Annotated in this window: 17 protein-coding genes; 8 read left to right on the top strand and 9 right to left on the bottom strand. The window is 49.4% G+C overall.

Going from position 1 to position 12,092, the window contains the following annotated elements; genetic code table 11:
* Positions 1-53 precede the first annotated feature (53 nt).
* The 6 genes from ACW73I_RS02860 to ACW73I_RS02835 all read right to left on the bottom strand — a co-directional run bounded on the left by ACW73I_RS02860 (position 54) and on the right by ACW73I_RS02835 (position 2,679).
* Complete coding sequence (locus ACW73I_RS02860) at positions 54-731, bottom strand: YggS family pyridoxal phosphate-dependent enzyme (protein ID WP_458027773.1); 678 nt, start codon at positions 729-731, stop codon at positions 54-56.
* 2 nt (positions 732-733) lie between these two features.
* Entirely contained in the window at positions 734-1,477 is a 744-nt protein-coding gene (tatC, locus tag ACW73I_RS02855; RefSeq protein ID WP_458027698.1) for a twin-arginine translocase subunit TatC, read from the bottom strand.
* Entirely contained in the window at positions 1,461-1,781 is a 321-nt protein-coding gene (tatB, locus tag ACW73I_RS02850; RefSeq protein ID WP_458027697.1) for a Sec-independent protein translocase protein TatB, read from the bottom strand. Before tatB ends, tatC begins: the two co-directional genes overlap by 17 nt.
* A 6-nt stretch (positions 1,782-1,787) precedes the next feature.
* A complete protein-coding gene (gene tatA, locus ACW73I_RS02845) occupies positions 1,788-2,003 on the bottom strand; it encodes a twin-arginine translocase TatA/TatE family subunit (protein WP_458027696.1) in 216 nt (71 codons plus the stop codon).
* 18 nt (positions 2,004-2,021) lie between these two features.
* Entirely contained in the window at positions 2,022-2,342 is a 321-nt protein-coding gene (locus tag ACW73I_RS02840; protein ID WP_458027695.1) for a phosphoribosyl-ATP diphosphatase, read from the bottom strand.
* A gap of 184 nt (positions 2,343-2,526) precedes the next feature.
* Positions 2,527-2,679 carry a hypothetical protein gene (locus tag ACW73I_RS02835; RefSeq protein WP_458027694.1) on the bottom strand — a complete coding sequence of 51 codons (153 nt, stop codon included), beginning with the start codon at positions 2,677-2,679 and terminating at the stop codon, positions 2,527-2,529.
* A gap of 188 nt (positions 2,680-2,867) precedes the next feature.
* Here ACW73I_RS02835 and ACW73I_RS02830 point away from each other — a divergent pair, with 188 nt between their 5' ends.
* The 5 genes from ACW73I_RS02830 (at position 2,868) to ACW73I_RS02810 (ending at position 8,004) form a co-directional block, all read left to right on the top strand.
* The gene (locus ACW73I_RS02830; protein ID WP_458027693.1) at positions 2,868-3,773 is read left to right on the top strand and encodes a LysR family transcriptional regulator; all 906 of its coding nucleotides are present in this window, start codon (positions 2,868-2,870) and stop codon (positions 3,771-3,773) included.
* Positions 3,770-4,351, top strand: a complete 582-nt coding sequence (locus tag ACW73I_RS02825) for a class I SAM-dependent methyltransferase (protein WP_458027692.1) — start codon at positions 3,770-3,772, stop codon at positions 4,349-4,351. The genes ACW73I_RS02830 and ACW73I_RS02825 overlap by 4 nt, the downstream gene beginning before the upstream one ends.
* A 4-nt stretch (positions 4,352-4,355) precedes the next feature.
* On the top strand, positions 4,356-4,748 hold the full coding sequence (locus ACW73I_RS02820) for a rhodanese-like domain-containing protein (RefSeq protein ID WP_458027691.1): 393 nt from the start codon (positions 4,356-4,358) through the stop codon (positions 4,746-4,748).
* Positions 4,749-4,839: 91 nt separating this feature from the next.
* A complete protein-coding gene (gene typA / locus ACW73I_RS02815) occupies positions 4,840-6,657 on the top strand; it encodes a translational GTPase TypA (RefSeq protein WP_458027690.1) in 1,818 nt (605 codons plus the stop codon).
* A 276-nt stretch (positions 6,658-6,933) separates the two neighbouring features.
* Positions 6,934-8,004: a TIGR03790 family protein gene (locus ACW73I_RS02810; RefSeq protein ID WP_458027689.1), complete on the top strand. Its 1,071-nt coding sequence runs from the start codon at positions 6,934-6,936 to the stop codon at positions 8,002-8,004.
* 49 nt (positions 8,005-8,053) lie between these two features.
* On the opposite strand, the gene ACW73I_RS02805 is transcribed toward ACW73I_RS02810, so the two are convergent.
* The 3 genes from ACW73I_RS02805 to ACW73I_RS02795 are packed head-to-tail and all read right to left on the bottom strand — an operon-like array spanning position 8,054 to position 9,156.
* Positions 8,054-8,443, bottom strand: coding sequence for a hypothetical protein (locus ACW73I_RS02805; RefSeq protein ID WP_458027688.1), 390 nt, complete (start codon positions 8,441-8,443; stop codon positions 8,054-8,056).
* A 53-nt stretch (positions 8,444-8,496) separates the two neighbouring features.
* Positions 8,497-8,976, bottom strand: a complete 480-nt coding sequence (locus ACW73I_RS02800) for an RDD family protein (protein WP_458027687.1) — start codon at positions 8,974-8,976, stop codon at positions 8,497-8,499.
* Entirely contained in the window at positions 8,977-9,156 is a 180-nt protein-coding gene (locus ACW73I_RS02795) for a hypothetical protein (RefSeq protein ID WP_458027686.1), read from the bottom strand. It abuts the gene before it with no gap.
* A 269-nt stretch (positions 9,157-9,425) separates the two neighbouring features.
* On the opposite strand from ACW73I_RS02795, the gene pcnB reads away from it, so the two are divergent.
* Genes pcnB through panB form a run of 3 tightly spaced genes read left to right on the top strand, consistent with a single transcriptional unit; the run spans position 9,426 to position 12,090 of the window.
* Positions 9,426-10,784 (top strand): polynucleotide adenylyltransferase PcnB, encoded by a 1,359-nt coding sequence (pcnB, locus tag ACW73I_RS02790; RefSeq protein ID WP_458027772.1) that lies wholly within the window; start codon positions 9,426-9,428, stop codon positions 10,782-10,784.
* Positions 10,781-11,284 (top strand): 2-amino-4-hydroxy-6-hydroxymethyldihydropteridine diphosphokinase, encoded by a 504-nt coding sequence (folK, locus tag ACW73I_RS02785; RefSeq protein ID WP_458027685.1) that lies wholly within the window; start codon positions 10,781-10,783, stop codon positions 11,282-11,284. The genes pcnB and folK overlap by 4 nt, the downstream gene beginning before the upstream one ends.
* A complete protein-coding gene (gene panB / locus ACW73I_RS02780; RefSeq protein ID WP_458027684.1) occupies positions 11,281-12,090 on the top strand; it encodes a 3-methyl-2-oxobutanoate hydroxymethyltransferase in 810 nt (269 codons plus the stop codon). Before folK ends, panB begins: the two co-directional genes overlap by 4 nt.
* The last annotated feature ends 2 nt before the right edge of the window (positions 12,091-12,092 follow it).

Here is a 12,092-nt window from a genome sequence, read left to right as displayed (position 1 = left end):
TATCTATTAAAACGCGCTTAATGGCTACCAAACTAGCGGATTCCGCCTGATTCCTAGCCGCGTTCGCCAAACAATGCGGTGCCGATTCGAACCAGGGTTGCGCCTTCCATGATCGCCGCTTTCAAGTCGCCGCTCATGCCGAAGGAAAAACTATCCAGTTCCGGCAGATTGAGCCCTTGCACGGCCTGATACAACTGTCGGTAAGGCAGGCGCTGTTTGGAATAGTTTTGTTCCGGCTGCGGGATAGCCATCACGCCCCGCAAGCGCAGTCGAGGCAAGCTCAGTACCGCTTCGGCCAATTCCGGCAGTTCTTCCATGCCGACACCCGACTTGCTGGCTTCCTCACTTACGTTCACTTGGAGGCAAATATTCAATGGAGGCAGATCTGCTGCTCGTTGCTCGCTTAGCCGCCGGGCGATTTTGATACGGTCGACACTGTGTACCCAGGCAAAACGGTTCGCAATCGGCTTGGTCTTATTGGACTGAATCGGCCCGATAAAATGCCATGTAATGTTAAATGCGGCCAATTCGTTTTGTTTCACAATGGCTTCCTGCAAATAACTCTCGGCGAAATGACGCTGGCCCAACCTATATAATACGGCGATCTCGGAGGCCGGCTTGGTTTTGCTAACCGCCAACAATTGCACGCTGTCGTTTGCTCTGCCGGCAATACTGCAAGCGTGACGAATTTGGCTGCGAACATGTTGATAGCGCTCGATGATCGCTTCCATCATTAATCTTCGGTCCTCTTCCCGACAAATAACCGGGAAAATAACAGACCCGATTCGAATAGCATCCACATCGGCAACGCCAATAAAGTCTGCGACAGGGCGTCCGGTGGCGTCAAAAACATCGCGATTACGAAGACGCCGACAATAACATAGGGACGCTTATCGGCAAGACTACTTGGCGTAGTGATACCGGCCCAAACCAAGACTATAGTAAAAATCGGCACCTCGAACGAAATACCGAACGCGAAAAACATGGTCAGCACGAAATCCAAATAGGTCGCTATATCGGTCATCACGGCCACGCCAGCGGGTGCTGCCGCGGTCAAATATCCGAAAACCAAGGGAAATACCACGTAATATGCAAAGGCTACACCGGCGTAAAACAACACCGTACTAGCCAATAACAGCGGCAATATCATCAACTTTTCATGCCGATACAATCCGGGCGCGACAAAGCCCCAGAACTGAAACAAAATATAAGGGACGGAAATAAATATCGCGACCACCAAAGCCAATTTGATCGGCGTAAAAAACGGGGAGGCCACGTCTATGGCGATCATCGTGCTATTTGCCGGCATATGCCTTAGCAAAGGATCGCTCAAATAATGATAGATTTCGTTAGCATAACTGGCAGTGCCGATGAAAATCACCAATACGCACAGAACGACGCGCAATAAACGGTCGCGCAGCTCAATCAAATGGCTGATGAAAGGCTGTTCAGCCTCTGAATCAAACTGATTTGTCATTAGGTCGCGGATTTTGGCTGTCCGCCGATAGATTCGCCTTGATATCGTCAGACGCTTCTTGCGCTTCTTTAGCTACTTGCTTAACGTCATCCGCTACAGATTGTTGCTGTTGCATCAGTAATTGCCGCATTTCTTCCGCGTGTAACTCTTGCTTAATTTCAGCCTTAACACTGGCGATGGTGCTGCGCGCCTTGCCCATCCAAAAACCGGCAATCCGCGCTGCTTTCGGTAGGCGCTCCGGACCGATCACCAACAAAGCAATCAGACCCACCATGACTAACTCCGAGAAACCAACATCAAACATGGATGTTTATGCCTGATCTTTATCTTTTTCGGTAACTTCGCCTTCGAGGGTTTCTCCCTGTTTATCGGTGAGGGCTTTTTCTTCACCACCTTCCTTCATCGCATTACGGAAACTCCTGATAGCATCGCCGAGATCGCCACCGACATTCTTTAGCCGTTTAGTGCCGAATACCAAAATGACAATCACCAATACGATTAATAGTTGAGTCATGCTAACGCCCATCTTTACCTCCATATCTGTTTAGGAAGAATTACGTTGCGCCTTTTCCTGCAAACCGGATAAGCCGAAGCGACGCTGCAATTCGTTAATAACATGCTGCGGCCCTAAACCCTGGTAGGACAACATCACCATAGAATGAAACCACAAGTCGGCGGTTTCGTAGATGATTTTATCTTTGTCGCCGTCTTTCGCGGCCAGCACGGTTTCGGTAGCCTCCTCACCGATCTTTTTCAGAATATGGTCTAGGCCCTTTGCATATAACCCGGCCACGTAGGATTGGTCGGGCGATTGTTGTTTGCGCTGTTCCAATACGTCGGCCAACTGTTGTAATACATCGCTCATTAACGTTTACTTTGAAGTAGGAATACGAAAAAATCATACCACGTTGCAGTGTTTGTCAAAACGCCGGGCAAAAAAAACCTCCCAGTGCTTGCGCAAAGGGAGGTAAAAAACCAAGCAGAGTGCTATGAGGAGGATCCGCTTGAAATTACAACACCAGGAGGTAGTTACAAATTCTTAAAAAGGTTTAGCCGTTAAGATGCGCTTTCGCAATCATGTTGCCGAACATGGCGGCGGATGCAAACAACACGGTTGAAATCACAAACAAACCTGAAACGAAGCTCCAAATACCTAACATATACAGGGAGCCAATCAGGACATCTTTGCTTAAGTCATTCATTCAGTTTCAAATACCTATCTATAAAAAGTCAATTTTGACAACACAATTACGCGCTGCCCGTCAGTTGCTGCACACTATACAGTATAAAAAAATGTTTACAATTGGGTGTTTATAAAATAAATTGTACACATAAAAGAAATAATTGGCTAATCAAACACTCTGATTCGACTTCATTCAAGGGAACGCCTATGGACAAATTAACTAGCATGAACGTGTTCGTCCGCGTCGCCAAAGTTGGTAGTTTTGCCGGCGCAGCTAAGGATCTGGATATCTCCAGAGCAATGGCTACCAAACATATCATGCAACTTGAAAGCGAATTGAATACCCGTTTATTTAATCGTACAACCCGAAGCTTAAGCCTAACTGAAGCCGGCGAGGAATATCTCGAGCGCTGCCAGCAGGTCTTGCTCGATGTCGAGGAAATGGAAGCCGCGGTCACCAAACTTCAAACCGAACCGCGCGGCGTGTTGAAAATCTGTGCCCCTCCCGTCATTGGCGCTACCCACATCGCTCCCGGATTAACCGAATATTTGAAAACGTATCCCGACCTATCGGTTGAAATGGTTTTGAAAGGCGGCCAAGTCGATTTGATCGATGAAGGCGTCGACATGGCTATTTATCTCGGACAGTTGAATGATACGAGTCTGGTGGCTCGAAAGTTAGGCCGGTCTTCGTTGGTAGTCTGCGCATCTCCGGAATATCTAAAGATTCACGGCGCTCCGCAAGACCCGGAAGACCTGGACGATCACAGTTGTTTGATCAATTGGGCGATTCCTCCCCGTAATAAATGGCGATTCAAAGGTATATTGGGTGAACGCGCTATTACGGTAACCGGACGCATGCAAGCCAACATGGCCGATCCGATCCGCAACGCCGCCATCAATGGCTTAGGCCTGATAATGTTGCCGCGGTATATCGTCGGCCGCGATATCGAGCTCGGTCGGCTGCAAGTGGTCATGGAACAATACGCGATTCGCCCGTTGGAGATATATGCCGTGTATCCGCATCGCAAATATCTGTCGGCCAAAGTCCGTTCATTTTTAGAGTTTATTCAAGGTTGGCTACCGCATCGGATCGGCATCGATCCGCCATGACGGCTACGCGGAATAAATGGGATGCGATTTATTCGGGTCAAGACGGCTTCGTCGCGCCTGCCGAGGTGCTGCGGAAGAATGCCCATCTGCTGCCCGAGGCCGGTATTTCGCTGGATTTAGCCTGTGGCTTAGGCGGCAATGCCTTATTATTGGCTACGTATGGATTATCGGTTGATGCCTGGGATATTTCGGCGATCGCTCTGAGTAAACTCCAGCAGCGCGCCGACCATCTGCGCTTGGCAATTAGCACTCGGCAGTGCTCGATTACACCGGCTAGCCTACCCGTTGATCACTACGACGTGATTGTAATCAGCCGGTTTCTTGACCGATCTCTGTGTAATGCGATAATGAGCGCCTTAAAGCGCGAAGGGCTGCTGTTTTATCAAACATTTACCCGCAACAAACTTGATCGACAGGGCCCCAGCAATCCAGACTATTTATTGGAGCGCAACGAGTTGTTGGCATTATTTTCGCCGTTAAACCTTGTCTATTATCAAGAATACGCTCTAATCGGCGACTTGCGACAAGGAAATCGAAACGAAGCTTGCTACATCGGACAAAAAATCAAACCGGATTAACTTAATGATAGAAAATCTCGACCCCAAGCATGCATGGGCATTGTTGCAAGACGACCCATCAGCCGTATTAATCGATGTGAGAACCGCCATCGAACACAGCTTTGTCGGCCATCCGCCCGAGGCAATCCATGTGGCCTGGAAAGAGTTTCCGGATATGCAATTGAATGATGCGTTCGTACGGCAGGTGGAACGGCACGCACCGGACAAAAATGTTCCCGTGCTCTTACTATGTCGCAGCGGAGTGCGCTCGGTTGACGCGGCAAAAGCGCTGGAAGCGGCTGGTTATCGACGTTTGATCAACATCTTGGAAGGCTTCGAGGGACCGTTGGACAGTCAAAAGCATCGCGGCACATCGGGAGGCTGGCGTTTTCATGGATTGCCGTGGGAGCAAAGCTAATCGCCGATTACATACGCCAATTATCCTAGAGCCAGTCTTCTTCGGAACAGCACGAAATTATCCGTTTTCAATTTAGCTTTTTATTTATCCTGTGATAGAAAAACTCAGAAACATCGCAATCATCGCCCATGTTGACCACGGCAAAACCACCTTGGTCGATCAACTATTGCAACAATCCGGCACTTTCGGCGCCCACGAAAAAATCGATGAACGGGTCATGGATTCCAACGCGTTGGAAAAGGAACGGGGCATCACGATTCTGGCCAAAAACACTGCCATAGAATGGAACGGCTATCGAATCAATATCGTCGACACACCGGGCCATGCCGATTTCGGAGGTGAAGTCGAGCGTGTATTGTCTATGGTCGATTCGGTCTTGCTACTGGTGGACGCCGTCGATGGCCCGATGCCGCAAACGCGCTTCGTCACCCAAAAAGCGTTTGCGTTAGGACTGAAGCCCATCGTGGTCATCAACAAAATCGACCGCCCCGGCGCCCGTCCCGACTGGGTTATCGATCAAACTTTCGATCTATTCGATCGCCTCGGCGCCACCGATGAGCAATTGGACTTTCCTATCGTTTACGCCTCCGCTTTAAAAGGCTACGCGGGCTTGGATAGCAACATCGACAGTGGAGATATGACGCCGCTATTCGAAACCATAGTCGAAAAAGTCAGCTCACCGCAAGTCGATCTGGATGGTCCGTTCCAGATGCAGGTTACCAGTCTGGACTATAACTCTTACGTCGGCGTGATCGGCATCGGCCGCATCCAGCGCGGCAGCGTTAAAAGTAATCAAGCCTTAACGCTTATCAGCCGCGAAGGCGTCACCCGTAGTTGCCGGATGTTGCAAATTTTCGGCTTCCACGGATTGGAAAGAGTGGAAGTACCGCAAGCACGCGCCGGCGATATTATCGCCTTTACCGGCATCGACAAATTGGAAATCTCGGACACGCTATGCCAACAGGATGCCGTTGAGGCCCTAACGCCTCTCAAGGTGGATGAACCCACGGTCAGCATGACCTTCCAGGTCAACAGCTCACCGTTCGCCGGCAAGGAGGGCAAATTCGTTACCTCACGGCAGATTCGGGACCGTTTGCATAAGGAATTACAACATAACGTGGCCTTACGCGTGGAAGACACTTCCGATCCGGACAAATTCAAGGTATCCGGCCGGGGCGAACTGCATTTGTCGATTCTGATCGAAAACATGCGCCGAGAAGGTTTTGAACTCGGCGTATCTCGTCCGGAAGTCATACTAAAAGAAGTCGACGGCGAAATGCACGAACCCTACGAAATGGTCACCATCGAATTGGAAGACGAGCATCAAGGCGCGATCATGGAAAAATTGGGCGAGCGCAAGGGCGATCTGCTGAACATGGTACCGGACGGCAAAGGCCGCACGCGTTTGGAGTATATGGTCCCTTCTCGCGGCCTGATCGGCTTCCAAACCGAATTTTTGACAGCAACCTCGGGCTCAGGACTGTTTTATCATGTATTCGACCATTATGGCCCCATGAAGAAGGGTAGCGTCGGCGGCCGTGTCAACGGCGTTCTGGTTTCAATGGTCCAAGGCAAGTCCCTGGGCTATGCGCTGTTCAATCTGCAGGAGCGCGGCCGCTTATTCATCGAACACGGCACCGAAGTGTATGAAGGCATGATCGTCGGCATCCATTCGCGCGACAACGATTTGGTGGTCAACCCGACCAAGGCCAAACAGTTAACCAACATTCGCGCAGCGGGTTCCGATGAAAATATTCTGCTGACACCGCCGATCAAAATGAGTTTGGAACAAGCCCTCGAATTCATTGATGACGATGAACTGGTCGAAGTCACTCCTCAATCTATACGCTTGCGTAAAAAACTGCTGACCGAAAACGAACGCAAACGGGCAGCCAGATCAGCGGAATAAATACGGTTGGCGGCCATCCTCTTCGCCGCATTAACAGGGGATGGCTGAATGTTGCCCTATAATACCGGGAGGCCGCTGCTTCTGAAGCATATCCGACCGGAATTTACCCGGTAGCGTTTCAAGCCAGCTAACTAAGCATTCAGTCGGTTGTCGCACGAACCGGGCATCATATGTCGACAAACTTTTGAATCGACCCCATTAAGTTACACTGGCACTAGCCTGGCTTTTACACCCGATTTAGCGCTATCTTGAAAAGTATTATGCAATTTTCAAAATATGTCAGTTGTAAATAAACTTGCCAATTTTTGTCGCTGGTCCGTTTTAGCCATAGGTTTATGCACTACGGTACCTTCCTCGGCTCAAGTGTCGCCGCTATACAGGCCTATCGCCGCGTTGACCCCGCGCGATCTGGCGATCATCGTCAACGACAATGACGCCGTAAGCAAGCAGATTGGCGATTATTACCGGAAAAAACGCAATATCCCTCTTGATCAAGTCATTCATATTCGCTTGCCCGGTCGTCGGGCAATCTTGACCGAAAGCGAATTCAAGCGGCTTAAACAGCAGGTCGATAAAAATACGCCTAAGCATATACAGGCGTACGCTTTGACCTGGCTACAGCCGTTTCGGGTTGAATGCATGTCGATCACCACGGCGTTCGCAATCGGTTTCGACAAGGCCTTTTGCTCGGACGGCTGCAACACCACGCGGCCTAGCCCTTATTTCGCATCGGAAGCGGAGCACCCCTACGACAAATATGGTTGGCGCCCGACCATGGTCGTAGCGGGCAATGATTTTGCCGAAGCAAAAGTGCTGATCGATAGAGGGGTGTCCTCCGATTTTTCGCGTCCGGCAGGTACCGCGTATTTATTAAAAACCTCGGATCGGCCGCGCAGCTCGCGGGCATTAGCCTTTAAAAACACCGCCGAAAAATTTAAGCCGTTTTGGAACGTCAGTTATCTGGAGCAGGATTACATAGCCGGGCGCGACGACGTGATGTTCTACTTTACCGGGATGGTGCATGTGCCGCACATAGCGGAAAACCGTTTTCTACCGGGTGCAATCGCCGACCACCTGACTTCAGCTGGTGGTGTTATGTCGGGAAGCGGGCAAATGAATATCATGGAGTGGATAAAAGCCGGCGCCACAGGCAGCTACGGTGCGGTGGTCGAGCCATGTAATTTTCCAGCCAAATTTCCTAATCCCGGTATCGCGATGTATTACTACTTGAGGGGAAACTCGTTGATCGAAGCATATTGGAAGAGTGTCGTTCAGCCCGGACAAGGAATTTTCGTCGGCGAGCCTCTAGCGAAACCATTCGCTTACCCGGCAGATAAAAAACGATAAACGAAAGGTTCAACAGGCGGATAAATTACCGCCTGTCATGGTCCGCGAATTATTTCCGGGTCATAAAGAAATACAAATATTTGCATTTCAAAATCATATCTTTGCCTTCCATTTTTACCACGGCACAATTCTCGTATTTCTCGCGGCCGGGCGCTGCCTGCTTTTTGATCACACCGTCCTCCACGCTATATTTGATCGTTATGTCCATCGACTTGGTTCTGCCGCGAGTATCTTCCGCGATGGTTTCTAATGTGCCATCTTTTCGAAACTCCCAAGTCGCATTCAGTTCTTTTTTTTCTTTATCCAAGGCCGCAGCCTCGGCAGTAACCTGCCATTTACCCAGGATTTTGGAATTGTCTTCCAGCTTGATGGTCTCGGCATGGGCCGAAAAAGCGGCTAGTGTCGCGTACAGGGATAGTACTATTGTTATTGTTTTCATTTAATTCTCCCAATTAAGCGAAAAGATAAAATCAAGCCGGGAATATAGCATATTCATTTTGGACGGCCATTTTTTTCTGCTGCGCTCCGGCACAGATAGGTTTTCGATAAGCGATCATGCCAGCACAGCCGGTTTTTATCGAATAGCGACCAGAAGAAACCAAAACCGAAGCAAGCCCACGACAATAACGCGGCAAAATAACGTAATGTGGCTTGTCGCCAATTAACGCCGGTACCTTCCGTATTTACCAGCATCATTTTCCATGCGCGCAAGCCCAAAGTCTGGCCGCCGTGAGTCCAAAACCAGGTATAAAAAAAATAACTTACCCCGAATAAATACCAGGAAAAATAATATTGACCGGATGAGAAAGCTTGGCCCGAATTGAACGGTAGCGCAATGACGGTGGCAAAAAACAACACCGCAAAAAGCAACAAGGCATCATAAATTACAGCTGCCATCCTACGAAAAAAGCCCGGTGCCGAACAATTTTCGGCACCGGGCTTTTGCTTATTTTTGCTCTCGGAAATACGCAATTACTTGCGAAACAGCTCGAGTTTTTGCCCCATATACATGCTCATCACGACCAATGCGCCAACCATGAGTAACGAAAATAAAAACGGCGGTCTATGAAACAGCAAAAGCGCAAAATCAGCCACAAACAAACTGGTAAACAAAGGCTGATCAACAAAGCCCATCAAAATTTTTTTAAACATTTCCCCTCGCTCCTGATTAATTGCCGATCGCATCAGATAAATAGATGAACCCTTTCAAGTATTAGTGCCACCTGAACATGACACAAACAACCGCTTGATTCTACTATATTAGCTTCCATTGTAAAAGACGGCGCGAGATTGAGCAGTAATCTTTTCGAATGTTATGATAGGCAAGTCGATAGATTGGGCTTGTGCGGCATGAACGACAATGACAAGCATAAAAACTCAAAAACATTAGGATCACTGCCATTTTTAATTTCTTCAAAAAAATATTTACGGCTAACGAAACATCTATTAGCGATTCGAGTACTGCGTGCATCCTGCAGCCTAGAACCTATGCTAGGGGCGAACATTGCATATCACGTTCTCAAATCAGCGAAAACGCGCTGAAAGTATTACAAAGACTAAAAAAAGCCGACTATGAAGCCTATCTGGTCGGAGGCTGCGTAAGAGACCTGCTACTAGGACGGGAGCCGAAAGATTTTGACGTCGCAACCAATGCGAGTCCGGAGCAAGTAAAACAGGTTTTTCGTAATTGCCGCATCATCGGACGGCGCTTCCGACTGGCTCATGTATTTTTTGGAAGAGAAATTATCGAGGTGGCAACCTTCCGTGGATCCGAGCCGGATTCATCGGACCAGCAGCTCATTCACGAGGACGGGCGTTTGTTGCGCGACAATGTGTTCGGTACGCTGGAAGAAGATGTCTGGCGCCGCGATTTCACTGTAAACGCGCTTTATTACAATATCAGAGACTTTTCGGTAGTCGATTACACCGGCGGCATGCAGGACCATGCCAACGCAATTTTGCGCCTGATTGGCGATCCGGAAATACGTTATCGCGAAGATCCGGTCAGAATGCTACGGGCTATCCGCTTTGCGGTAAAGCTAGGCTTCTCCTTACATCCGGATACTGAAAACCCGATTTACACGCACGCCGAATTATTACAAAGTATTCCCGCCGCTCGCCTTTACGACGAGGTACTCAAACTATTTTTGGTCGGGTACGGCTTACAAACCTTTGAGATGCTCAGACATTACGGCTTATTCGCGATTCTGTTCCCCGCTACCGAGAAATGCCTGGAAACCCAAGATCACGACTTCCCCCGTTTGTTTTTGATTCGAGCATTAGAAAACTCGGACCAGCGATACGCGGACGGGAAAAGTCTGACGCCCTATTTCCTGTTAGCGGCTTTAATGTGGGAGCCCCTACAGCTGACGGCAAATAAGCTGATTCGACGCGGCGAAAACGAAACGGTCGCTTACCAAACTGCCGCTAACGAGATATTAAGCAAACAAATCAAAATAACCGCGATGCCGCGCCATATCACTCAATCCATGAGGGATGTCTGGTTCTTACAGAACAAGTTCGGCAGAACGGTTGGCGCACGACCTTATCGGCTACTGGAACAACCCAAATTCCGTGCGGCTTATGATTTTTTGCAATTAAGGGCGGAAACGGGCGGGGCGGATCAGAAATTAGTCGATTGGTGGACCCGATTTCAAGATGCCGACGAAGAAACTCGCAGGAAAATGACCGCTCCACCCAAAGGCAAATCGGCGAAATCGCGCGGAAAAACCCGCCGCTATCATTCTCGTCCCAAATCCAACCAGCACCCGCAGCAATGAGCGTTTTGTCAAATTGGGTTGAAGCCTACATCGGCCTGGGCAGTAATCTGGACAATCCAATGAATCACATTTTATCGGCGGCACAAGAACTCCGGGCTCTTGAGCATGTTGAGCAAATTGCTATGTCTCCGCTCTATCGCAGTCGGCCGGTAGGCCCGCAAAACCAGCCCGACTATATCAATGCGGTGATCCGAATCCGAACCCGTCTGACGCCGATGGATCTGTTGAAAAAATGTCAAACATTGGAAAACACTCACGGCCGGGAACGTTTGGTTCGATGGGGCGCCCGGACGCTTGATGTCGATATACTGCTATATCACGATAACGTGATCGATCTGTCGGAGCTGAAAATTCCACATCCCGAATTGCCCAACCGGGCGTTTGTACTGTATCCGTTGGCGGACGTCGCGCCAACCAACCTAACGGTGCCCGGCAACGGTAGCCTGGCTAGTTTGCTCGCGGCTTGCCCGGCCAACGGCCTGTATAAGATAGAAGCATGACGCCCTACGCAAATGCACCCGAAACGCTTTCGATCGGCGACTTGACGGCGATGAAACAATCGGGCGAAAAAATTAGCTGCTTAACGGCCTATGACGCCAGTTTTGCAGCGTTACTGGACCAGGCCGGCATAGACGTTATCTTGGTTGGTGATTCGTTAGGGATGGTGATTCAAGGAAACAGCAGCACGATACCGGTAAGCGTTGAAGATATGACATACCATACTCGCTGCGTTACTCGCACTAGAAAGCGGGCTTTCGTGATCTCGGATCTGCCTTTTGCCAGCTACGCAACGCCGCAACAGGCATTAAAAAGCGCTGCTTGTTTGATGCAAAACGGCGGCGCTCAGATGATCAAATTAGAAGGCGCTAAAATCGACGTCATCGAGTTTTTGATTGATCAAGGCATTCCGGTATGCGGTCATCTGGGTTTATTGCCTCAATCGGTAAACCGGCTCGGCGGTTATAGAGTGCAAGGCCGAGAGCAAGCTGATGCACAGAAAATACTGAAAGACGCCATCGCCGTCGAACAAGCCGGCGCGGGACTGTTAATCCTGGAGTGCATACCCGCTTCGCTTGGGGCCGAAATAACAGATAAACTGAACATTCCCGTGATCGGCATAGGCGCCGGTGCCGAATGCGACGGACAAGTTTTGGTGTTATATGACATGTTAAACATCAGTATCGGCAATCGCCCGCGCTTTTCCAAAAATTTTATGGCGGAAGCGGGCAGCATTGAAAATGCAATCAAGTGTTATCATCAAGCTGTAAAAGCCGAAACCTTTCCGGCGGCCGAGCATTCCTATTAGAT

The organism is Methylomonas sp. MgM2 (assembly GCF_054172045.1).
This window is presented reverse-complemented; position numbering and strand designations above follow the sequence as displayed.